The following is a 22,296-nucleotide window of genomic DNA, read 5'->3' on the forward strand; positions in this document are numbered from 1 at the left end:
TCCAGGTCGTCCTGAATTGCCTGGGCGATCGCCGTGGCCTGCCTGATCGAAGTACCGCTGGCAATGACAAAATAGTCGCAGAACCCGGCTATCTTGGAAACATCCAGAATTACAACATCCTCGGCTTTTTTGGCTTTAGCAACCCAGGCAATGCGTTGGGCTAATTGTTTCGAGTCTATTTTATTACCTCTATTCTAAAAAGCGGCTACTTGGCTTTTCCTAAAATCTTATACATACCGGTCCCGCATTCAGGGCACTTGCCTTTCATCGCGGCGCGGCCGTTTTTCATGGTGACCTTCTGTTCATCCTTCATCGCTTTCTTGCCTTTGCATTTTACGCAATATCCTGTTTCTGCCATTTGTTTCCTCCTTTAAATGAGCACTTAACTTACGAACACGATAGTGTGAGTAAGTTAATGTGCGAATTTATCCCGCCGAATAATTTGAGGCGGGAGAATGTCTTATCGTTTTCAATACCCCTTGATTCTAACACAGGTTAATTTTGATGTCAAATTATTTACTGATGCTTTTCCTTCGGGAATATTTTTCTTCGATCTCTCCGACAATTTCTTCAATCAAATCTTCTAATGTCACCAACCCCAGAGTTTTTCTGTCTTTATCCACGATAATGGCTATCTGCCTTTTCTCCGTCTGGAACCTTTTTAGGAGGTCATTTACCCGCGTTGAACTGGAAACAAAACAGGCTTCATGAAGCAGATCCTGCAATAGGAATAAACCTTTTTCGCGCAATATATAAAGCAGGTCTTGGGCATAAACTATGCCGACAATATTATCTTTACTCTCCTTATATACCGGAAGCCGGGCGTGGCCTTCCTCGACAAATATATTTAACAGGTCATTGGAAGTAGTATTTATATCTACGGCAATAATTTTTTCTTTAGGCACCATTATATCCGTCAGCTTAGTATCGCCGAATTCAAAGATACGATGCAGCATCTTAAGCTGATCCTGGGTTAAAACCCCCTCCTCCTGGCCTATTTCAATCATCGTTTTTAATTCTTCTTCGGTAATCAAAGGGGATTTTTTAGCAACACTTAAACCAAAAATTTTTAAAATGAAATTGCTGATCCCGATAAAGAATATGATCAGGGGCTTAAAGATTACCAAAACTACCTCCATTAATGGCGCGGTAATTAAGGCCATCTTTTCCGTATGCTTAGCCGAAAGGATCTTGGGAGTAACTTCGCAGAAAATAAGCAGGACCATGGTGGTCACAAAAGTAGAAACAACCACCCCCCAGCGATAACCGTAAACCTGGACAAAAATACCGGTTACAATCGATGAGACGGCAATATTGACGATATTATTGCCGATAAGTATGGCGGCAATTACTTTATCTAATTTAGACACAAGGCGATGGATACTGGAAGCCCCGGTAATCCCTTTTTGCACCATATGGCGCAACTTGATTTTACTTAATCCGATAATTGAAGTCTCGGAAGCAGAGAAAAAGAACGAAAGCACAGCCAGGATTATTAAAATTAAAAATATCATCTTTATCCTAAATTAAGTTTTGCGTAAATATCTTTCTCTTTATTCCCGGGCGGGCCGATTAAGGCCAAATTTATCTTTTTATTATTAAAAATCTTACCGGCAACCTCGCGTACATCTTCCATATTCACTTTATTTACTTCTTTGATAATCTGCTCCAATGTATATGCCTTATCTAAACAGGCAACGCTCTCGCCCATCCAAAGCATATACTCCATCGTATCTTCTAAAGCCAAGCTAAGCTGGCCGGCATAAAATTCTTTTGCCCGGCAAAACTCATCTTTGCGCACAATGGTTTTTCTTAGTTTTCCTAGCTCTTGAAATATCAGGCCCAGGCAATCTTCTACTTTATGGTTATCAATCCCGGCGTGCACCAGGAACTCCCCGGTATCGGCAAAACGTTTAATCCCTGTTCCAATTTCATAGGCCAAACCTCTTTTTTCTCTAACCTCATTAAAAAGCCGGCTGGACATATTGGCGCCTAAGATTATGTGCAATAACGCCTGAGCGTGCCTTAAAGGATCTCCGCGTTTTAAAGCATGAAAACCCAGGGCCATATGCGTTTGTTCAGTGTCTTTGTGAAAAATTTTTAACTGCGGTTTTCCCTGGCCCTCTTTAACCGCCGTGAATGTATTTAATTTAGCCGCAGCCTGCGCTGAAAAAATGGCGGAAACCTCATTTACCAGTAAATCATGCTCCAGCAATCCGGCCGCGCTGATTACGATATTAGCCGGGGTGTAGCGGCTGGCCTGATATTTTTTTAAACTATCCCGGTTAATACTATTTACCGAATCTACGGAGCCGATTATCGGTAAGCCTAATGGCTGGTGCGGCCAAAGCAGTTCATCCAGCAGCTCATAAACATAGTTTTGCGGAAGATCGCGGTACATCTTCAGCTCTTCCAGGATGACTGTTCTTTCTTTGGTAATATCCGCCTGTTTTAAAGACGGATTAAGGACCATATCGGACAAGATATTTAAAGCGTGGATCAAATAACGGCTGGGGATTTTTACCAGATAACAAGTAAACTCTTCGGAGGTAAAACCATTCAATGTCCCGCCGACTCCCTCAATCGACTCTTTAATCGCGCGGCAGGAATATTTTTTGCTGCCCTTAAAAAGAAGGTGCTCCAGGTAATGCGAGATCCCTTTTTGAAAAGCCGCCTCATAGCGGCCGCCGATATTGATCCAAATACCTAAAGATACGGATTTGGCCTGGCTTAAGGATTTGGAAATTATCCTTAAGCCATTGCCTAATTTGCTCCTTCTATACATTAAGCCTTTCTACAAAGCTGCCTACTCTTTGCACTAAGTTGCCGCGGCCGATATTTTCTTTGATCTGTTTGACGATAGCGCTTCCGACAATTACGCCGTCGGAAATCTTCGAAACTTCTTTTACCTGAACCGCGTTAGAAATACCAAAACCGACGCAAACCGGTTTAGCGGTTAATTTTTTTATCCTTAAAAGGTTGGCTTTAAGATCCGCGCTTAAATTATCGCGGCTGCCGGTTACTCCGGTCAAAGAAACATAGTAAATAAAACCTTGATCAGCTTTAGATATTAATTTGATCCGCGCGTTGGAACTGGTCGGAGCGACAAAACAAATATTGACCAGGCCCTTCTTATTGGCGTAATGCATAAAATCTTTTGCTTCCTCAGGCGGTAAATCCGGAATAATTACTCCGTCAACTCCGGCGGCTGCGGCTTGATTGATAAACCGCCTGTCTCCAAAACAAAAAACAGGATTGTAATAGGTCATTAAACATATCGGCAACTCTGTAGTTTGGCGTAATTTCTTTACCAAATCTAAAATCTTAACCAGATTGGTTCCTTTTTTAAGAGAATAACCGGAGGCCTCCTGGATTACCGGGCCGTCAGCCAAAGGGTCTGAAAAAGGCACCCCTAATTCAATTATATCTGTGCCTCTTTTTTCAAGTTCAATCACCAATTTTGCGGTTGTCGATAAATCCGGATAACCGGCGGTTATAAAAGCAATAAATGCTTTCCTGCCCTGCTTCTTTAATTGGATAAATTTCTGATCAATACGATTCATGCAGGTCCTTATCCCCTCTTCCGGAGAGGCAAACGATCACAGTGGCGTCTTTCTTAATCTTTTTCCCCGCTTTTTTCAAATAGGCAATGGCGTGGGCGGATTCTAGCGCCGGGATAATCCCTTCCACCTTGGATAATAATTTAAAACCTTCCACAGCTTCTTTATCGGTGATGGCCGCATAATCGGCCCGTTCTATCTCTCGATAATAGGCATGTTCCGGCCCGACCCCTGGATAATCCAGCCCCGCGGCGATTGAATGCGCGTTTTTGATTTGGCCGAATTTATCCTCTAAGATTTTTGATTTTGAACCGTGCAAAACTCCGGTTGAGCCAAATTCAAGGCTTGCCGAATGTTTTCCCGATGCTATTCCTAAACCCGCGGCTTCTACCCCGATCATCTTGACATTACTATCATTAAAAAATGGGTGGAATAAACCAATAGCGTTGCTTCCTCCGCCAACACAAGCAACCAAATAATCCGGCAGGCGGTTATCTTTTTTTAAAATTTGGGCGCGGGCTTCAACTCCGATCACGGATTGAAAGTTGCGCACCATTTCAGGATACGGATGCGGCCCAGCTACTGTTCCGATCACATAATAAGTATTACGTACATTAGTTACCCAGTCGCGCAAGGCCTCGGTCATGGCATCTTTTAAAGTCTGCGTTCCGCTTTTAACGCTAATTACCCGGGCGCCCAGTAGTTTCATCCGCAGGACATTTAAAGCCTGGCGATGGATATCTTCTTCCCCCATATACACATCGCATTCCAATCCGAATAAAGCCGCCACCGTAGCGGTAGCTACTCCGTGCTGGCCTGCCCCGGTCTCGGCAATCAATCTTCTCTTGCCCATCCTGACCGCCAAAAGCACCTGGCCCAAAGTATTGTTAATCTTATGCGCGCCGGTATGTAAAAGATCCTCGCGTTTTAGATAAACCTTTTTTATCCCTAAATACTGGCTTAAATTTTTCGCTAAGTATAACGGAGTGGGCCGGCCGGCGTAATCGCTCAGATAATAAGTGAGTTCTTTGGCAAATTTTTTATCTTTCCTGGCTTTGGAATACTCGTTTTCTAATTCATCGAGGGCATAGATCAGCGTCTCCGGGACAAATCTTCCGCCAAAGATACCAAAGTGCCCGCTTTTATCCGGTAGTTTATTTTTCATAATTAAATTTTCTTCATAAATTCCTGGATCTTCTTATGGTCCTTCTTGCCGGGCTTTGATTCCAGGCTGCTGGAAACATCCACCCAATCGGGCCTTAATAATTTAATCGCCTTCTTCACGTTGCCGGCAGCCAAGCCGCCTGACAAAAATACAACAGGCTCCATTCTAGCTGTTTGCGCGAGTATTTTCCAGTTAAATTTTTTCCCTGTCCCGCCCAGCTTGGTTCTTGAAAAACTGTCGAATAGATAAGCAAAAGTTTTATACCTGGCTACGTCCTCTAAATCTTCCTGATTATTTATCCTGAAGGCCTTGATTACTTTATATCCTTTAAATTTCCGGCAGTAATCGGGTGATTCCTGGCCGTGAAACTGCAGTATATCTAAATTACAGAGCCTGGCGATTTTTTTTACTTTTGCGATATCTTCGTTGACAAAAACCCCCGCCCGTTTGATTTTTTTCGGTAAAATCCGCGATATATTTGCCGCTTTGGCCGGGCTGATAAAACGGGGGCTTTTATCATAGAAGACAAATCCGATAGCGCTGGCTCCGGCAAACAATGCCGCCAAAGCATCCTCTAAATTAGTAATCCCGCAAATCTTAACTTTTACCAACCCATTACCTCATCCACTTTACTTTTTATATCCGCTGACTCCATAAAAGCAGTTCCGACTAATACGGCGCTAGCCCCCAGAATTTTCAGGAATAAAACATCCTGGGAATTTTTAATTCCGCTTTCCACAACCACTATTTTATCTTTGGGGACCAAAGTAAATAATTTTTCCGTAGTCTTAAAATCAACCTCCAGTGTATGCAGATTGCGGTTATTAATTCCGATTATCGGCACCTTTAAATTCAACACCTTCTTTAATTCCTTCTCATCGTGCACCTCGACCAGATAATCCAGGCCAAGCTCATCGGCAATCCGCATAAACTCAACTAATTTGTCTTTGGTCAATAAATCCGCGATTAAAAGAATCGCGTCAGCCCCTAAAAAACGCGATTCATAAACCTGATAGCTTTCCAAAATAAAATCTTTTCTTAAAACCGGGCCGCTAAATATGGCCTTTACTTCATTTAGGTAAGCGGGATTGCCATTAAAAAAATCCTCTTCAGTTAATACGGAAAGCGCCTGAACCCCTGCCTCTTGATAAGCCCGGGCAATATCAGCTAAATTAAAATCCTGGCGGATTACCCCTTGGGAAGGCGAAGCTTGTTTTATTTCAGCGATAAGTGAAATCTGCCGCGGTTTACTGATTGCCTCTTTGAACGCACGCGTAGCCGGCAAGCCGGCTAATTTTGCTTTTAAATCTTCCGGACTTAATTGTTGTTGGCTTAAAGCAATTCTTTCCTTCTTTTTGGCGACGATCTCTTTGAGTATGTCGGTTTTAGCCATCTTATTGCGAATATTCCTTTAATAGCTCAAGTTTTTTAAGCGCCGCGCCTGAATCAATTGCTTTCTGCGCTAGTTTTATTCCCGCGGCAATCGTTTCCGTTTTATCCGCGGCGTAAATAGCGCATCCGGCATTAAGTAAAACAATATCCCTCTTGCTTCCCTTCTTGCCGGCCAATACCTCCTGGACAATCTTTACATTTTCAGCGATGGACCCGCCTAATAAATCAGCAAATTTAGCCCTCTTTAAGCCAAAATCCTCCGGAGTAATTTGGTAATCTTTTAACTGGCTGTTTCTTACCTCGGAGACAAAAGTTTTATCAGTAGTCGTAACTTCATCCAGGCCATCTGCGCCATGCACCACTAAAACGTGCTTGGTGCCTAAATTATGTAAAACTTGCGCTAACGGCTTGGTCCATTCCTTGGAATATACGCCGATTAGCTGGTTAGTTGCCCGCGCCGGGTTAATCAAAGGCCCTAAAATATTAAACATGGTCTTACGCGCAATTTGTTTTCGAGCCGCCATAACAAAACGCATTGCCGGATGCAGGTTTGGGGCGAATAAAAAAGCAATGCCTATCTCTTCCAGGCATTTTTTGATTTTTGCCTTATCCATATTAATATTAACGCCGAGTGCCTCCAGGATATCCGCGCTGCCGCATTTACTGGATACCGAGCGATTGCCGTGTTTGGCCACGGTTACCCCTGCGCCGCTGGCTACCAAGGCAGTTACCGTTGAAATATTAAAAGTCCCTTTTTTATCCCCGCCTGTTCCGCAGGTATCCAGTATGTTTGGCTTATCGACGATAATCGGCTCAACGTATTTAAGCATTACATTGACCGCGGCAGTTAGCTCTCCTACTGTTTCGCCTTTAGCATTCAAAGAAGTCAAAAACTCGACGATATCGGCGGTTTCCGCCGCGCCGCTTAAAATCTCCTGCATCACCTGCTGCATCTGCAGATCGGTCAGATCTTTTTTATTAACCAGTTGTTTAATTAAATCTTTGATCATTTGATCTTGATAAAATTATCCAATATCTGTTTTCCGCTTTTGGTAAGTATGGATTCAGGGTGGAACTGCACTCCCCAGATAGAGTATTCTTTATGTTTTAACCCCATAATTTCATCTTCCTTGGTGCTGGCGGTTATTTCCAGGCAAGCCGGTAAACTTTTTTTCTCAACCAGCAGGGAATGATATCGGGTAGCCAAAAATGGATTGGGAATATTTTTAAAAATATCTTTTTTATTATGATAAATCTTGGAGGTCTTCCCGTGCATGAGTTTTGCGGCTCCGACGATCCTGCCGCCAAAAACATAACCGATCGCCTGATGCCCCAGGCAAACCCCCAGAATCGGAATTTTACCCGCGAATTCCCGGATAACCGCGCAGGAAATCCCGGCATCCTCCGGCCTCCCCGGCCCCGGAGATATAACAATTCTATCCGGATTAAGTTTTTTAATATCCTTAATGGCCAAGGCGTCATTGCGGTAAACTAAAACCTTCTGCCCCAATTCCCCTAAATACTGCACCAGGTTATAGGTAAAAGAGTCGTAATTATCAATCATTAAAATCATTCTTTTTCTCTCCAAACTTTGGCGCCTAAGTTAACTAATTTTTTTTCGATAAATTCATAGCCGCGTTCCAAATGATAAATCCTGGAAATCGATGTTTTTCCGCCTGCGGCTAAACCGGCCAAAACCAAACCCGCGGAGGCGCGCAAATCCGAGGCCATTACCGGGGCTCCGGATAATTTTTTTATTCCTTCAACAATAGCGTGCGGCCCCTCTCTCTGGATATGGGCGCCCATACGGTTAAGTTCGGAAACATGCATAAACCTGTCCGGGTAAATTTTCTCGGTAATTACGCTGATGCCGCTGGTTACCGCCATTAAACTCATCATCTGCGCCTGCATATCCGTCGGAAATCCGGGATAAGGAAGCGTAGTTATATTTACTGATCTTAACCCCCGGTTGCCCTGAACGCGTAACGCCCCGTCAACGCAAGCAATCCGGGCGCCGGCTTCATCTAATTTATCAATCAGAGCCCCCAGGTGATGATACACAACATTTTTAATTAATACGTCTCCTTCGGTAATCAAAGAAGCCAAAATCAATGTCCCGGCTTCAATGCGGTCGGGGATTATCGAATGCGTTGCTCCGTGCAAATCTTTTACTCCCTCTATTTCAATAACCGGTGTGCCCTGGCCCTTGATTTTGGCGCCCATCTTAATCAAAAACTCCGCTAAGTCCACTACCTCCGGTTCGCATGCCGCCGATTCAATTATCGTTTTACCGCTGGCTAATACCGCGGCCATCATCACGTTATCGGTCGCTAAAACCGACGAACCGTATACACCGCCCAGATAAATGTAGGAGCCATGCAGCTTCTTGGCCTTGGCAATTACATAACCTGAATCAATACTGATATCAGCACCTAAGGCCTTAATACCTTTAAGATGCAGGTCAACCGGGCGCACCCCGATAACGCAGCCCCCGGGAAGAGAAACCTTGGCTTGTTTTAATTTACCTAAAAGCGGGCCCAAAACGCAGAATGAAGCCCGCATCGTCGAAACCAATTTATATTCAGCAACATATTTTCCGGCTTTACCGGCACCGACACTTACCCTGCCCTTATCAAATTCGGCAACCTTTCCTAGCGCGCGCAAAATCTTCAGCATACTATTGGTATCCCGCAAATTCGGAACGCCTTTAATTACGCACGGCTCATCAGTAAGTAAAGTCGCCGCCAATATCGGCAATACCGCGTTTTTTGCCCCGGAAACCGTAACCTCGCCTTTTAATTTCGCCCCGCCTTCAATAATCAGTTTATCCATTTTATCCAGTCCTTTTTTTGGCTATAATTACGCGTTGGATATTATTATAATCCTTAATTATTTTTATCTCGCTGAAATTTTTCTCTTCCAGCATCGCTCTCACCGCTTTAGCCTGCTTAGCCCCCACCTCAAAAGCTAACAAACCGTTATCACGCAAATGGACTGCCGACTGGCTGATTATCAAACGGTAAAAATCCAAACCATCGACGCCGGCAGCTAATGCCTGTTTTGGCTCAAAGGATATCTCTTTGGCCAGTCCGCTCAATTCTCCTCTGGATATATAAGGAGGATTGCTGATAATTAAATCAAATTTTTTATTTTTAAGCTTGCTAAAAAGATCTGTGCGTAAAAATTTAACCTCTACTTTATTTAAACGGGCATTCTCGCCAGCCAGCTGCAAAGCCTCTTTCGATATATCGGCAGCCCAAACACGCGCCCGGGGCAATAGTTTGGCAATTGATACGGCAATACAGCCTGAACCTGTGCCCAAATCAAGAATTTTAGGAGAAGCCTTAGCCATCGCCTTTAATTCTGCTATGGCGGACTCAACTAAAATCTCTGTTTCCGGGCGGGGGATCAAGGCGCGCTGATCTACTTTAAACTCACATCCCATGAATTCGCATCTGCCTAAAATATACTGCAGCGGTTGACCGGAAATTCTGCGCTTTAATATATTTGAGATAATGGCAGCTTTATCTTTATCTAAAACCCTATCTTTATTCAGGTATAAAGACAGCCGGTCGCAATTTAAAACCTGGCTTAAAACTAATTCCGCCTCATTCATTCTTCTTCTCTAATTCTGCCTTTAATAAAGCCGCAAAGAGTTCATCCATCTGCCCCTCCAGGATCGCCTCTAATTGGTGCGAGGTATAATTAATCCTGTGGTCGGTAACCCTGCGGTCCGGGAAATTATAAGTGCGGATTTTTTCACTGCGGTCGCCGGTCCCAATCTGGATTTTCCGGGCGCTGGATAATTTTTTTGCTTCGGCTTCGATTTTAACCTCTAAGATACGGGCGGCTAAAACCCGCATTGCCTTGGCTTTATTCTTTATCTGCGAACGCTCATCCTGGCAGGCAACTACTGTATTGGTTGGAATATGCGTAATCCTTACCGCTGAATCAGTCTTTTGCATATGCTGGCCGCCGGGCCCGCTTGAGCGGTAGGTATCAATCCTTAAGTCCTTTGGCTCAATAACCAAATCCACCTCTTCAGGTTCAAGCAATACCGCAACGGTCGCGGTAGAAGTATGGATCCTTCCCTGCGCCTCAGTAGTCGGAACCCGCTGCACGCGGTGCACTCCGCTTTCAAATTTAAGGAAACGAAAAGAATCTTTTCCCTTTACGCCAAAAATTATTTCTTTGATTCCGCCGGCTTCATTGACGCTGGAGGACATCGGCTCAATCACCCAGCCTTTAAGCGCGGCATATTTTGAATACATCCGGTAAAGATCCGCCGCAAAAAGCCCGGCTTCATCTCCGCCGGTACCCTGCCGGATTTCAATGATGCAATTACGGCCGGCGTCTTTATCCTCGCCGGCCAGGATTTTTTTTAATTCCGACTCCTTGTCTGTTTTTTTGGCTTCCAGGTTTCTAAGCTCCTCCTGCGCCAACTCCAGGAAATCTTTATCATGCTTTCCGGATAACACGCTCTCCAGGCCGCTTATCTCCTTAAGCAGGTTTTTGTAGTCGCGAAATATCGAAACTACCTCCTTAAGATCGGAAAGCTCTTTGGCCAGTTTATTATATTGCTGGCGGTCGGCAATCTGTTCATTGCTAGCTAGAAGATGTTCCAGCTCTTGGTAACGCGCAGTTAGTTTTTCTAACTGCTCATGCATTTTATTTTTTACCATATTTTTTCATAAACTTATCCACCCGGCCGGCGGAATCCACCAGCTTTTGTTTTCCGGTAAAGAACGGATGGCACTTTGAGCAAATCTCAACGCGGATACTGGGTTTAGTCGAGCGGGTATGCACCGTCTCACCGCAGGCGCAGACAATCGTGCTCTCTTTGTAATTGGGGTGAATTTTTTCTTTCATTTCTTTTCTCCTTTAAATGAGCGCTTAACTTACGAATACGACAGTGTGAGTAAGTTAATACGCGAATTTATCCCGCCGAATAATTTGAGGCGGGATCTATTTCTGGTTCATGCTGTTTAAAAACTCTTCATTATTCTTTGTCTTTCCTAACTTTTCAATCAATAACTCCATCGCCTCCACATTATTTAACTCATTTAAAACTTTCCGCAAGATCCAGGTTTTCGACAATACATCCGGTTTGACCAGAAGCTCTTCATGGCGGGTGTTGGAACGCTTGATGTCAATGGCCGGATAAATCCTGCGCTGGAATAAATTACGGTCCAGCTGGGTTTCCATATTGCCGGTGCCCTTAAACTCTTCAAAAATAACTTCATCCATCCGGCTTCCGGTATCAACCAGGGCTGTGGCGATAATCGTAAGACTGCCGCCTTCATCTACCGCCCGGGCCGCTCCGAAGAATCTTTTTGGTTTCTGCAGGGCGTTGGAATCAATACCGCCGGAAAGGACCTTGCCGCTGTGCGGGACCACCGAGTTATAGGCGCGCGCCAGGCGGGTTATGCTGTCTAAAAGAATTACTACATCGCGTTTATGTTCAACTAAACGTTTGGCCTTCTCCAAAACAATTTCGGCTACCTGCACGTGGCGCTCCGGCGGCTCATCAAAAGTGGAGGAAATTACCTCGCCTTTAACATTACGCTGCATATCCGTAACTTCTTCCGGACGCTCATCAATAAGCAAAACGATCAAAATTACGTCAGGATTATTGGTGGTGATAGCATTGGCGATCTTCTGCAGCAAAACAGTTTTGCCGCTATAAGGCTGGGCAACGATTAAACCGCGCTGGCCCCGGCCAATCGGAGTAAGCAGGCTCATAATCCGCATAGATAATTCATCCGGCTTAGTTTCCATGTTAAACGGGGCGCGGGGATAAACGGGGGTGAGGTTATCAAAAAGAACTTTTTCTTTTACTTCTTCCGGATTTTCAAAATTCACCGCTTCCACCTTAAGCAGGGCAAAATATTTTTCCCCTTCTTTAGGCGGGCGGATCTGGCCGCTTACCGTATCTCCGGTGCGCAGCTCAAACTTCCTAATTTGCGACGGAGAAATATAAATATCATCCGGACAAGGCAGATAATTGTAATTGGGGCTTCTTAAGAAACCAAAGCCCTCGGAAAGGATTTCTAATACACCCTCCCCGAACATCAACCCTTCTTTCTCAGCCTGAGCCTGAAGTATTTTAAAAATCAGGTCCTGTTTCTTCAAGCCGCTGGTGCCGTTGGCATTTAATTCTTTAGCTAATTTATTCAACTCGCTAATTTTCATTTCTTTGAGATTCTTTATATCTAACTTTTCCACAAATTCCTCCTTATTGCTAAAACCTGTTTCCTGGTTTTTCTGATTGAACCGCTGTTATCTATGATGAAATCCGCAAAACGCGACTTTGCACCTTGCGAAATCTGAGATTTCATTATCCTGGCAATTTCATCCCTGTTAAACCCTGAACTTTTTTGACTGCGTAAAATCTGCTGGCTTTTCTTAGCCGTAACCACAACCAAACTATCAACCATTTTTCTTAATCCCGCTTCAATAATTAACGCTGCATCCAGGATTATAATCTTCTTCTCTGATTTTTTAATGCGCCGGTTAATCTCCCGGATTAACTCCGGATGCACGATATTGTTAAGCCGGGCTAAGGCCTTCTTATCGGCAAAAACTATTTTTGCTAACTTCACCCGGTCAATACGGTTATTGGGCTTGATAATCTCCCGGCCAAAAGCCTTTTTGATCTTTCTATAGATGCCGTTGCCGGGCCGGTACAGCTTATGCGCCAGAACATCAGCATCGATAACCCGGACATCTTTTGTTTTAAACATCGCCGCGGCCGTGCTTTTTCCGCAGCCGATATTGCCGGTAACCCCCAGGACAAACTTATTTTTCCTTTGCTTTAGCATATAACCGGATATATTTGTCGGCCGAGGCCTTCCAGGAAAAATTGCATTCCATGGCATTAACAACCAGGCGGCCCCACTTATCCTTATTTTTAAAGGCAAGCACCGCTTTCTGGATTATTTTTTGCAATTCCTCCTCGGTATAATCGTCAAAAACAAAACCATTGTTCTTATTTATCGTGTCCGCCAGGCCGCCGGTCTTAAAAACAAGCGGTATCGCCCCGTAGCGCAGGCTGATCAATTGCCCCAGGCCGCAAGGCTCATATCTTGATGGCATAAGAAAAATATCGCTGCCGGCATAAATTTTATGCGCCAGGGGATCATCAAACTTTAAACTTAAGGAAAATTTCTGCGGGTATTTTTTAGCAAATGTTTTCAGGATCCGGTGGTATTTCTGGTCTCCGGTCCCCAGGATAACCAACTGCAGGTCCATTTTACAAATCTCATCTAAACCCCGGGCAAAGATATCAAAACCTTTCTGTTCCGCCAGGCGGCTGACAATCCCCAATACAGGTATATTCCTGTTTACCGGTAATCCGCAGGCCTTTTGCAAATTCTCTTTATTTAAGACTTTAAATTCCGGGCAGCCCGCGGAAAAATTCTGCAAGATGAATTCATCCGTATCCGGGTCCCAAACAGAATAGTCCACCCCGTTTAATATCCCGCTTAAAACACTTTTACGCTCTTTTAAAAGGCCTTCTAAACCAAAACCAAACTCTTCGGTCTGGATCTCCTTGGCGTAGGTCGGGCTGACGGTATTGATAAAATCCGAAAATATTATTCCGCCTTTAAGCAGGTTGACCTTATTGTAAAATTCCAGGCCGTTGATAGCAAAAACTTTCCAATCCAGCCCGAGTTTTGTAAATTCCTCTTTGGCAAAAATCCCCTGGTAGCCGATATTGTGGATGGTCAAAACGCTCTTGATATTTTTATAAAAATCCCGGTTGATATATAAATTTTTTAAATACACCGCCATAAGGCTGGCCTGCCAATCGTGCAAGTGCAGGATATCCGGGCAAAAATCAATCTCCTTTAATAAATCCAGGCCGGCCCGGCAGAAAAAACTAAACCGCTCTAAATTATCTTTATAATCACCGTACTTATTCATATATAAGCCATCGCGGTTAAAATAAACGCTGTTTTCGATGAAATAAACTTTAATATTTTTCCCAATAACCGAACAGGATATGTCTTTGGAAATCCGTTCAATTTTAAATTTACTCTGCGTAACGCACTTATACCCGGGCATAATCACAATAACCTCATGGCCGCAATACTCCAGGGCCAAAGGCAGAGCCCCGCCTACATCCGCTAGCCCCCCGGTCTTGGCAAAAGGCACAACCTCAGAAGCTGCCATTGCTATTTTCATTAGCTATCCCCCTTTACCTTCGGGTAAGCCGACATCTCCAGCCAATTTTTCCCTTTTTTCATAGCTACTTTTATCGGCACATCCAATTTCATAACCTGCTCCATCTCTTTTTTGACCAAAGCCGCAAGGACATCTAATTCACGGTTGGCCAGGTCAAAAACCAACTCATCGTGGATCTGTAAAATCATTTTAGCCTCTAAGCCCTTGGATTTAATCTGCGCCGATATATTGATCATTGCCAGTTTAATCAAATCGCTGGCTGCCCCCTGAAGCGGAGTGTTTACCGCCTGACGCTGGGCAAACTGCCGGATACCCAAATTCTTATTATTAATCTCAGGGAGATACCTTCTTCTGCCCAATAATGTCGTGACAAATCCCTCAACTTCTGCTTTTTTAATTTGCGCCTCGATATATTTTTTTACTTTAGGGTAACGCAGGAAATAAGCATCGATAAAATCCTGCGCCTGATTCACCGGGATACCCAAATCTTTACTCAAACCGTAGGCACTTTGGCCATAGACAATACCGAAATTAACCCTCTTGGCCACCTCGCGCATATTATCCTTAACCTCGGATTCAGGGATATTATAGATTAAAGACGCGGTCAAGCGGTGTATATCTTGATCGCCATGAAAAGCCTTAACTAATGTTTCATCGCCGGAAAGGTGCGCCAGCACCCGTAATTCAATTTGCGAATAATCGCAGGATAACAGACAATTATCCGCTCCTGTGGCAATAATTGCCTGACGGATCTTGCCCCCGATATCGGTTTTAATGGGAATATTCTGCAGGTTCGGGTTGCTTGAACTAAGCCTGCCGGTCTCGGTTCCGGTCTGGTTAAACGATGTATGCACCCTGCCGGTTTGAGGGTCGACCAGTTTAGGCAGGGCATCCACATAGGTGTTTTTTAGTTTAGTCAGCTGCCGGTATTCTAACAAAAGAGCGGGCAGGGCGTGTTTGGCCGCCAGCCGATTCAGCACTTCTTCATCCGTAGACGGGCCGGTCTTGGTTTTTTTGATTACCGGAAGGCCCAGCTTCTCAAACAAAACCTGACCCAGCTGTTTGGGTGAATTAATATTAAATTGCGTGCCGCTTGTCTCATAAATATCCGAAATTAATTTTATCAGGCGCTGTTCGATTTCATGCGCAAGGCCTTTAAGCAGTTTTAGGTCCAATTTTATACCGTCCTGTTCCATCTGGGCCAGAACACTCACCAAGGGCATCTCCAGATTACAAAATAACTCCAACAAATCTTTTTCCTGTAAGGCCTTGGCAAGCACCGGTTTTAACCTGGCAACTAAAGCCAATGCCTCTTTTGCCTCAAGGCTCTCTCCCTGACGGATAAATTCACCTAAATTTTCCAATGCCAGGTCGCTAATAGCGTAACTTGAGCGCGAAGGATTCAATAAATAGGCGGCGATCATAACATCAAAACCTAAACCGTTTAAAATCAACCCTTCCTTAAAAAGGGAAACTTTTAATTTTTTAAGGTCATGCCCGGTCTTCTTTATATGAACACTGGAAATTACCTTAAGCAATTCTTCTTTGGCTCTCCTTGCATCGAAGCATTTGTTATTAACGGCAAAAAGCAAGTCCTCGGCGCAAGTTCCAAAAATGGCAATTTCATCATAGTCTTTAAGTAAATCTTTTATTTCATTCTGGCCGCAGCTATGCAGATTAACCGCGGTTTTTTTGTCCTCGGTATCCGGCAATTCCCCAAGCAGCTTCTTAAATTCTAACTTTTTAAAAATCCGGGATAACTCTGCGTAATTTGGCTGGCCGATTTTAGCTTTCTTTAAATCCAGCTTCATAGCTACTTCCTGATTGAGGCTGATGAGCTCTTTATTCAATTTTATGCGTTCGATATGCCCGGCCAGCGCCTCCCTGATTTTTTCTGGCTCCACTTTGGAAATGTTTTTAAGCAATTTATCCAGCGAACCGAATTCCAAAATAAGTTTTTTTGCGGTCACCTCCCCGATCCCCGGAACTCCCGGGATATTATCCGCATCATCCCCCATAAGGGCGATGATGTCGCTAATCTTCTCCGGGGCTACCCCAAAACGCTCTTTAACTTTAACCGGATCATACAACACCCCGCTGTCTTTGTAAGGGCTGAATACCGAAATACGCTTGCCCACTAATTGCAGGATATCTTTGTCGCTGCTGACAATGGTCACCGCGATCTTTTTAGCCGCGGCACTCCTGGCAAGCTGGGCAATTATGTCATCGGCCTCAAAACCTTTTTTCTCAAATATAGGAATACCGTAAGCAGCGACAATTTCTTTGATTATCGGAATCTGGCTAGCCAGGCCATCAGGCATCGGGCGCCTTTGCATCTTATACTGGGCAAACTTGGCCAGCCGGAAGGTGTCCCTTGATACATCAAAACAACAAACCAGATAATCCGGTTTCTGTTCTTTTAATATTTTGTTAAGGATATTCAGGAACCCGTAAATCGCGTTGGTCTGCTGGCCCGAAGAGGTGCTTAATCCGCTTAAGGCATAAAACGCCCGGTAGCAGAAGGCGGTCGCGTCAATCAAAAATAAACTTTTTTCAGCCATTAATTAAATATGCAAGGAATTCACTATAGGGAAAGATATTCTTGCGGTACGCTTCTATTTTATTCTTCCCGCTGATCAGAAATCGGCTGCTTAGATACGCGGATATCTTTAGGCGGCGGGCTGCCTTTTGCGTCCAGGGATCATCCGGAGAACCAACCTGAGCGCGCTTGCCCCAATACAATGCGGCTTTTTCCAGATCACGCTGATTCTCATAAAAAAGCGCCAGGTTAGTGTAAGCTCCTGAATAACCGGGGTCAATTTTGAGCGACTTTAAATAACTTTCCTCTGCCCGCTCCGGAAAACCCATAGCTTCATAAATAACCCCTAAATCATTGTAGGCAACCGCATAACCGGGATCAATGGTAATAGCCTTCTGATATAAACTCATGGCTTCAGCCAGATTACCAATACGCTGTTTTTCTAATCCTGCTTGCCGGTATTGCTGGGCTTGCAGATGTAATTGGTCCGCATCTTCCTGGGCAGGATTGGCTATTGCCCTTTGGGCAAAGAAAATTCCGCCGGAGGAAAAAACGCATAAAAATACAATTAAAGTAATTAGGAATTTAGGCAGGATGTCTTTATTCATTTATTTATTAATTATATACATTTAATATGCAATCGTCAAGAAAAATTTGACTTTAGATCGACTTTAGATAATCGCTTCCATGGTTAAGGACGGATGTTGCGCTTGTTTTAAAAAAGCCATAAGTTCTTCGGAGCTGGTGGCTGTTGACTCATCGGCAATTTTATCCAATAGATCCGCCTGCCCGATTTCTCCGGCCGCCCTTCTTAGTTTATCCCCCAAGATCTCTTTTAACTCTTTGGGCATCCAGACCACTCTTTTTAATCCGCCTTCAGCCGAAATAAATTTCTTGCTCAGGATGTATAATTTACCGACACCCAGGAATCCGGGGGTCTGCACCCCGCCGCCAACTGAACCGGCTAAAGTAGTAAAACTCATTCCGGAAGGAGTCGTTCCGGGATAGTCCCGGTGGACGATCATTACCCCGTTAGCCTCGGGGATAATGGCCACGATACATTCAAAACATCCGCAGGAAGATTGCGGCCCATCCATCAGCGAATACATACTTACCGTATCAATGGTATGATTGGATTTCTGCTGTACGAATTTATTGATATTATCCCATTGGCCCAGCCGCTCATCCAAGAGATTGCCTTTGAGGATGGGCTGATTCGGGCCGGTGGGAATAATTTCAAAAGAAGCCTTGGCATCAAGCCAGGAATATGCCCCGCATAAACCTAAGCGCTCCGGAGTAACCACGCAGACATGGTTTGGGGCAAAAGATTGGCATAATAAGCAGGAATAGAATGTATCCACGCTCTCATCGGTCATCCCGGCTAAGCGTTCATCGCGCTGGCTGTATATTTTTTGCGCTTGAGCCGACAATCTCTCTACCTCTTCTTGATTGGTATAAAGCTTAACCTGCACCTTATCCACGATCGCGCTGTACTCCTGGTGTAACATCGCGTGCAAAATAATCCCCAAATGCGCCAGGCGAAAACCCTTGCTATAAGCGTCATTGGATACCCTGATCCAAACCATATCGCGCTGCCCCATATGCATAAGGCCCATCGCGTAATTGGTAAAACGATGGATCTGCCGCTCTAAGATCGGTTCAAAATCTTTCTGCATCTTACGGCCGAAAACATCGACCATGATCGCCAAAGGCAATGCTTTGGACCCTGCGGGAAGCTGATCAATATCCGGGCCGATCAACTCCACTTTGCCGTCATCAACGCTGGCTTCATCTCTGGCTTCTAAAAATTCAATCGCCCGGCTTACTTTGCCTCCGAACTCAACAGCCAATTGCTCCTTGCGCACGCGTTCGCCTTCGAATGCCGCCGCGTATGGCAGTGGTATAGCCACCTCGGACATTTTAACTTTAATTCCCCGAGTCAAAATACATTTAGAAGGTAATTTTTGGTAATCTTTCTCGGTAACCAAAGCTTCAAATAAAGTAGTATCGATCTTAGGCAACTGCGGAACTTCTAAATCCGTAATTATGGGCAGGCCAAACGCCAGGCCGCCTAAACCCGTAGCCGCCAAAACCTCATCAATATGGCTAAGCAGGAGGATAAATGCCGGAACACGGTTACGGATATAATCGGCTATACCCTCCCACTGCCCGGGTTTATTGCCTCCGTAAATTAAAGGGGCGCGCACCGCGAAATTTACCGCGTAAATTGCGGAAAGATAATCATCGCCTAGGGGAACAATATAATTCTCTAAACCTAGCTCAATCCCCTGGTTGAGAAGTTGCTGCCTAAAAGTGTTTCCATTAATATTGCCCGCCAGTAAACTGACAATACTTTTAGATTGAAAATCACGAATTAACCCCGCGGCTGACTCCTCATCCTCGGCCGGACCCAAAATTACGGCAATACCGCTGATTCTTCCGTCAACTAACTGCAGCCCAAGTGAACGCAAAATGTTATCTGGGATAAAACCCAATCCTTCTTTAGGATGCTCCTGATTTAATACGGCTAAGGCCGCCAAAATCTCTTCGCAGATTAAAGTAGCAACCCCCTTATTCAACAGGCCGCCCAGGCTGTTAATAACCAGGCCGCTCACAGTTGCCTGGTTATTCGCCAAACCTTGGGCCTGGACAAAGGCAGCCAAACAATCGCCAAGATTTTTCACCTCAATATTCAAAAGCGCGTTGATTAAAGGCAAATAATAATTAGTTTCAGGGAACTCAATTTTTGCGCTTTGGCCTTTACGGCTTATCGCGCTATCCAGAGATTGACGGGTAAGGTTTAATACCGTGTCCGTTCCCTTTGTTCCCAGATCTACAATCACCTTAGTCATATCCTGGATATTGTCCGGCTCCTCTGATTTAGCCGACATTGCTTTATCGATAAACAAAACTAAACATACCCCTACCGCTTTACCATCTTTAAATTTGACTGCCTCTGCCCTGCCTTCGCCCACAATCTCCTGTATCGGGCTATTGATTACTTCGATATCCGCCGGCAAGGCTTCGCTAAACTTATCCAAACTATTTACAAGCTTAATTCCGACTTTATGTTTTTCTTGAATTAACTTAGCCAGCTTCAAGGAAACCTGCGCTGGCCCATCAATACAAACCGTATCGTTGATCAGGTAATCGTCTAGTTTCTTAAAATCATCCTCAGAGCTTAATAAAACTACCCCTTTTTTTCTGGCTCCCGGTATTTGCGGCAGGTTGGACATTTATAATCCGCTTGCCTCTAAAACTTTAGGCACAATTTTATCCCAGCCAATCGGCATAATATGAATTCCCTGGCACATGGGTTTTAATTCCTTGATCAGGCGGCTGGCGATTTCTATAGAAGTAGATGCTTTGTCTTTACTTGACTCCATCTCTCTAATCAAACTGTCCGGGACTAAAACTCCGGGTATGTTTTTATTCATATAGTTGGCCATTTTTGCCGACTTCAGCAAGACAATGCCTGCCATAACCGGCACTTTTACCTGCTTTATCTTAGCGGCAAATTTTTCAAAACTCCTTACATCAAAAATTGCCTGCGTTTGAAAAAATTCTGCTCCGGCCTTGATTTTCTTCTCCATCTTCATGATCTGCGGCTCTAAAGGATCAGAACCTGGGTTAACCACCGCGCCCAGGCAAAATTTTGGAGGATTGCCGGTTAACTTATTACCGTTCATATCCTGGCCGGTTTCTAATGTCCTGGCCGCCTGCAATAACTGCACTGAATCCAGATCAAAAACCGGCTTGGCTTGTGGATGATCCCCGAGGCTGGGATGGTCCCCGGTTAAAATCAGCACATTTTGGATACCTAATGCCGAAGCAGAAAGTAAATCTGATTGCAGGGCAAGCCGGTTGCGGTCACGGCAGGTTAACTGGTAAATCGGCTCAAAACCTTTTTGTTTTAACAGGTAACTTACAGCTAATGAACCTAAACGCATCACTGAACTTTGCAAATCAGTGACATTAATTCCGTCAACTTTGCCCCGGATAAGCTCGGCGTCCTCTAAAAACTGTTGCGTTTGGATCCCTTTGGGCGGGCCGATCTCCGAAGTCACTAAAAATTTTCGCGCCTGTATTTTTTCCTTAAATGTCATAAATTATTTACTGCTGAAGTTTGGCTGCCTCGACCAGGTTGCGCATTAAAATAGCTACAGTCAAGGGGCCCACTCCTCCCGGCACTGGAGTAATATAAGAGGCTCTTTTTTCTGCTGCTTCAAATTCCACATCCCCGACAATCTTATCACCTAAACGGTTAATACCCACATCGATAACAATCGCCCCTTCTTTAATCCAATTGCCCTTGATTAATCCGGCTTGGCCGACAGCCACAATCAGCACCTCTGCCCTGCGCACATGCCCTTCTAATCTGCCTGCTTTGCTGGTTGCGATATGGCAGATGGTAACCGTAGCCAATTTTTCCAATAAAAGTAGCGCCAGCGGTTTACCGACGATCTCACTATGGCCGACAATAACCACTTCTTTTCCGTACAAATCTATTCCCGTAGAGTCCAGCAGTTCCATTACCGCCGTCGGCGTACAAGGATGCATGCCTTCAATGTCTTTTTTTGGCGAAATATACCCGCTTATTTTCTTGTAGTCCAGATATTGAGGCAGGGGCATTTGCAAAATAATACCGTTAACCGACTTATCGGCATTAAGCTTAATGATAAAATCGATCAATTCATCCTCGGAAATATTCTCAGGCAGCTGATGCAGCTTATAGGCAATGCCCAGGCCCAAAGCGGTTTTTTCCTGGCTTCTCACATAAGCAGCCGCAGCGGGATTAGCCCCCACTAACACACTGGCTAAAACCGGAGCCGAAGTTAAGCTTTGCACGTTAAGTTTTATCTGAGCTTTAATTTTTTCAGCAACAGGCCTACCCTCTAATAATTTTGCCAACTTTTTCCTCCATCTGAGCCCTGCTCTGCTTAATTAATTTTGCTTTTAGCCGTAATTCTTTATTTATTGCTTTAGCTAATTTATGATCATCAAGGATCTTCAAATTTATATCGACATTAAAACAAGCGGCGCTAAATGCCGACTCTAAAAATATTGCCGCCACTGCCAGATCGCTGATTAAACTCGGGTTTGTTTTTTTAATTAAAGATGGCAGTATTTTTGCCCCTTCAGCACAAAGCCTGGCCAGCATTAACGGCACATCCGCTGCTTTACGGGGATCTTTACTTTTGTACGCTGCGACATCTAAATCTACCAAATCTAAGAAATCATTTGTTAATTTATTGGATTTTCTTAAGGCTGCTTTAAGCTCTGCTTCATATTTGGAATATTTAGGCTTACCCAAGGTAAAATTAACCACCATACTAATCAAGCTGGCAGCCATAGCCGCGTTCATTGCCGCGGCCGACCCGCCTCCCGGAGCGGGAAGCCTTGCGGATAAATCATTGAGGTATTTAGTTAAACTTGCAGTTTTATATTTCATA

General features: G+C 44.4%; 22 protein-coding genes. All 22 read right to left on the reverse strand.

The genetic code is table 11. From position 1 onward, the window contains the following. Nucleotides 1–205: 205 nt before the first annotated feature. Complete coding sequence (locus tag PHG87_03110; protein MDD5477181.1) at nt 206–358, reverse strand: DUF5679 domain-containing protein; 153 nt, start codon at nt 356–358, stop codon at nt 206–208. Nucleotides 359–512: 154 nt separating this feature from the next. After that, a complete protein-coding gene (locus tag PHG87_03115; GenBank protein MDD5477182.1) occupies nt 513–1,514 on the reverse strand; it encodes a hemolysin family protein in 1,002 nt (333 codons plus the stop codon). Between the two features lie 2 nt (nt 1,515–1,516). Beyond that, complete coding sequence (locus tag PHG87_03120; GenBank protein ID MDD5477183.1) at nt 1,517–2,785, reverse strand: pitrilysin family protein; 1,269 nt, start codon at nt 2,783–2,785, stop codon at nt 1,517–1,519. After that, nucleotides 2,778–3,563, reverse strand: coding sequence for a tryptophan synthase subunit alpha (trpA, locus tag PHG87_03125; protein MDD5477184.1), 786 nt, complete (start codon nt 3,561–3,563; stop codon nt 2,778–2,780). The genes PHG87_03120 and trpA overlap by 8 nt, the downstream gene beginning before the upstream one ends. Further along, nucleotides 3,550–4,725 carry a tryptophan synthase subunit beta gene (gene trpB, locus PHG87_03130; protein ID MDD5477185.1) on the reverse strand — a complete coding sequence of 392 codons (1,176 nt, stop codon included), beginning with the start codon at nt 4,723–4,725 and terminating at the stop codon, nt 3,550–3,552. Before trpB ends, trpA begins: the two co-directional genes overlap by 14 nt. 2 nt (nt 4,726–4,727) lie before the next feature. Then, nucleotides 4,728–5,336 (reverse strand): phosphoribosylanthranilate isomerase, encoded by a 609-nt coding sequence (locus PHG87_03135; GenBank protein MDD5477186.1) that lies wholly within the window; start codon nt 5,334–5,336, stop codon nt 4,728–4,730. After that, nucleotides 5,330–6,118, reverse strand: coding sequence for an indole-3-glycerol phosphate synthase TrpC (gene trpC, locus PHG87_03140; protein MDD5477187.1), 789 nt, complete (start codon nt 6,116–6,118; stop codon nt 5,330–5,332). Before trpC ends, PHG87_03135 begins: the two co-directional genes overlap by 7 nt. Before the next feature lies 1 nt (nt 6,119). Further along, nucleotides 6,120–7,127 carry an anthranilate phosphoribosyltransferase gene (gene trpD, locus PHG87_03145; GenBank protein MDD5477188.1) on the reverse strand — a complete coding sequence of 336 codons (1,008 nt, stop codon included), beginning with the start codon at nt 7,125–7,127 and terminating at the stop codon, nt 6,120–6,122. Beyond that, on the reverse strand, nt 7,124–7,690 hold the full coding sequence (locus tag PHG87_03150; protein ID MDD5477189.1) for an aminodeoxychorismate/anthranilate synthase component II: 567 nt from the start codon (nt 7,688–7,690) through the stop codon (nt 7,124–7,126). The genes trpD and PHG87_03150 overlap by 4 nt, the downstream gene beginning before the upstream one ends. Next, on the reverse strand, nt 7,687–8,949 hold the full coding sequence (gene murA, locus PHG87_03155; protein MDD5477190.1) for a UDP-N-acetylglucosamine 1-carboxyvinyltransferase: 1,263 nt from the start codon (nt 8,947–8,949) through the stop codon (nt 7,687–7,689). The genes PHG87_03150 and murA overlap by 4 nt, the downstream gene beginning before the upstream one ends. A gap of 1 nt (nt 8,950) precedes the next feature. Then, on the reverse strand, nt 8,951–9,733 hold the full coding sequence (prmC, locus tag PHG87_03160) for a peptide chain release factor N(5)-glutamine methyltransferase (GenBank protein MDD5477191.1): 783 nt from the start codon (nt 9,731–9,733) through the stop codon (nt 8,951–8,953). Beyond that, on the reverse strand, nt 9,726–10,799 hold the full coding sequence (gene prfA, locus PHG87_03165; GenBank protein MDD5477192.1) for a peptide chain release factor 1: 1,074 nt from the start codon (nt 10,797–10,799) through the stop codon (nt 9,726–9,728). Before prfA ends, prmC begins: the two co-directional genes overlap by 8 nt. Beyond that, the gene (gene rpmE / locus PHG87_03170; protein MDD5477193.1) at nt 10,786–10,986 is read right to left on the reverse strand and encodes a 50S ribosomal protein L31; all 201 of its coding nucleotides are present in this window, start codon (nt 10,984–10,986) and stop codon (nt 10,786–10,788) included. Before rpmE ends, prfA begins: the two co-directional genes overlap by 14 nt. Nucleotides 10,987–11,082: 96 nt before the next feature. Further along, nucleotides 11,083–12,342 carry a transcription termination factor Rho gene (gene rho, locus PHG87_03175; GenBank protein ID MDD5477194.1) on the reverse strand — a complete coding sequence of 420 codons (1,260 nt, stop codon included), beginning with the start codon at nt 12,340–12,342 and terminating at the stop codon, nt 11,083–11,085. Then, nucleotides 12,330–12,938 carry a dephospho-CoA kinase gene (gene coaE, locus PHG87_03180; GenBank protein ID MDD5477195.1) on the reverse strand — a complete coding sequence of 203 codons (609 nt, stop codon included), beginning with the start codon at nt 12,936–12,938 and terminating at the stop codon, nt 12,330–12,332. The genes rho and coaE overlap by 13 nt, the downstream gene beginning before the upstream one ends. Continuing rightward, nucleotides 12,916–14,304 carry a glycogen synthase GlgA gene (gene glgA / locus PHG87_03185; GenBank protein MDD5477196.1) on the reverse strand — a complete coding sequence of 463 codons (1,389 nt, stop codon included), beginning with the start codon at nt 14,302–14,304 and terminating at the stop codon, nt 12,916–12,918. Before glgA ends, coaE begins: the two co-directional genes overlap by 23 nt. Next, nucleotides 14,304–16,865: a DNA polymerase I gene (polA, locus tag PHG87_03190; GenBank protein MDD5477197.1), complete on the reverse strand. Its 2,562-nt coding sequence runs from the start codon at nt 16,863–16,865 to the stop codon at nt 14,304–14,306. The genes glgA and polA overlap by 1 nt, the downstream gene beginning before the upstream one ends. Then, entirely contained in the window at nt 16,858–17,451 is a 594-nt protein-coding gene (locus PHG87_03195; protein MDD5477198.1) for a tetratricopeptide repeat protein, read from the reverse strand. The genes polA and PHG87_03195 overlap by 8 nt, the downstream gene beginning before the upstream one ends. Nucleotides 17,452–17,514: 63 nt before the next feature. Continuing rightward, nucleotides 17,515–20,079, reverse strand: a complete 2,565-nt coding sequence (gene acsB, locus PHG87_03200; GenBank protein ID MDD5477199.1) for an acetyl-CoA decarbonylase/synthase complex subunit alpha/beta — start codon at nt 20,077–20,079, stop codon at nt 17,515–17,517. After that, the gene (locus tag PHG87_03205) at nt 20,080–20,949 is read right to left on the reverse strand and encodes a methylenetetrahydrofolate reductase (GenBank protein ID MDD5477200.1); all 870 of its coding nucleotides are present in this window, start codon (nt 20,947–20,949) and stop codon (nt 20,080–20,082) included. A gap of 7 nt (nt 20,950–20,956) precedes the next feature. After that, complete coding sequence (locus PHG87_03210) at nt 20,957–21,754, reverse strand: bifunctional 5,10-methylenetetrahydrofolate dehydrogenase/5,10-methenyltetrahydrofolate cyclohydrolase (GenBank protein MDD5477201.1); 798 nt, start codon at nt 21,752–21,754, stop codon at nt 20,957–20,959. Beyond that, nucleotides 21,732–22,295 (reverse strand): cyclodeaminase/cyclohydrolase family protein, encoded by a 564-nt coding sequence (locus PHG87_03215; GenBank protein ID MDD5477202.1) that lies wholly within the window; start codon nt 22,293–22,295, stop codon nt 21,732–21,734. The genes PHG87_03210 and PHG87_03215 overlap by 23 nt, the downstream gene beginning before the upstream one ends. Nucleotide 22,296: the final 1 nt, after the last annotated feature.

The sequence above is a fragment of the Candidatus Omnitrophota bacterium genome, from assembly GCA_028716245.1.
GTDB lineage: Bacteria > Omnitrophota > Gorgyraeia > Gygaellales > Profunditerraquicolaceae > UBA6249.

What these genes read in the sequence shown, in the direction of transcription:
- coaE (MDD5477195.1), bottom strand. Translation starts at nt 12,938, where the DNA reads ATGCTAAAGCAAAGGAAAAATAAGTTTGTCCTGGGGGTTACCGGCAAT.
- trpD (MDD5477188.1), bottom strand. Translation starts at nt 7,127, where the DNA reads ATGATCAAAGATTTAATTAAACAACTGGTTAATAAAAAAGATCTGACC.
- PHG87_03205 (MDD5477200.1), bottom strand. Translation starts at nt 20,949, where the DNA reads ATGACATTTAAGGAAAAAATACAGGCGCGAAAATTTTTAGTGACTTCG.
- PHG87_03110 (MDD5477181.1), bottom strand. Translation starts at nt 358, where the DNA reads ATGGCAGAAACAGGATATTGCGTAAAATGCAAAGGCAAGAAAGCGATG.
- murA (MDD5477190.1), bottom strand. Translation starts at nt 8,949, where the DNA reads ATGGATAAACTGATTATTGAAGGCGGGGCGAAATTAAAAGGCGAGGTT.
- prmC (MDD5477191.1), bottom strand. Translation starts at nt 9,733, where the DNA reads ATGAATGAGGCGGAATTAGTTTTAAGCCAGGTTTTAAATTGCGACCGG.
- PHG87_03195 (MDD5477198.1), bottom strand. Translation starts at nt 17,451, where the DNA reads ATGAATAAAGACATCCTGCCTAAATTCCTAATTACTTTAATTGTATTT.
- polA (MDD5477197.1), bottom strand. Translation starts at nt 16,865, where the DNA reads ATGGCTGAAAAAAGTTTATTTTTGATTGACGCGACCGCCTTCTGCTAC.
- trpC (MDD5477187.1), bottom strand. Translation starts at nt 6,118, where the DNA reads ATGGCTAAAACCGACATACTCAAAGAGATCGTCGCCAAAAAGAAGGAA.
- prfA (MDD5477192.1), bottom strand. Translation starts at nt 10,799, where the DNA reads ATGGTAAAAAATAAAATGCATGAGCAGTTAGAAAAACTAACTGCGCGT.
- acsB (MDD5477199.1), bottom strand. Translation starts at nt 20,079, where the DNA reads ATGTCCAACCTGCCGCAAATACCGGGAGCCAGAAAAAAAGGGGTAGTT.
- PHG87_03150 (MDD5477189.1), bottom strand. Translation starts at nt 7,690, where the DNA reads ATGATTTTAATGATTGATAATTACGACTCTTTTACCTATAACCTGGTG.
- PHG87_03115 (MDD5477182.1), bottom strand. Translation starts at nt 1,514, where the DNA reads ATGATATTTTTAATTTTAATAATCCTGGCTGTGCTTTCGTTCTTTTTC.
- rpmE (MDD5477193.1), bottom strand. Translation starts at nt 10,986, where the DNA reads ATGAAAGAAAAAATTCACCCCAATTACAAAGAGAGCACGATTGTCTGC.
- glgA (MDD5477196.1), bottom strand. Translation starts at nt 14,304, where the DNA reads ATGAAAATAGCAATGGCAGCTTCTGAGGTTGTGCCTTTTGCCAAGACC.
- PHG87_03120 (MDD5477183.1), bottom strand. Translation starts at nt 2,785, where the DNA reads ATGTATAGAAGGAGCAAATTAGGCAATGGCTTAAGGATAATTTCCAAA.
- PHG87_03215 (MDD5477202.1), bottom strand. Translation starts at nt 22,295, where the DNA reads ATGAAATATAAAACTGCAAGTTTAACTAAATACCTCAATGATTTATCC.
- trpB (MDD5477185.1), bottom strand. Translation starts at nt 4,725, where the DNA reads ATGAAAAATAAACTACCGGATAAAAGCGGGCACTTTGGTATCTTTGGC.
- trpA (MDD5477184.1), bottom strand. Translation starts at nt 3,563, where the DNA reads ATGAATCGTATTGATCAGAAATTTATCCAATTAAAGAAGCAGGGCAGG.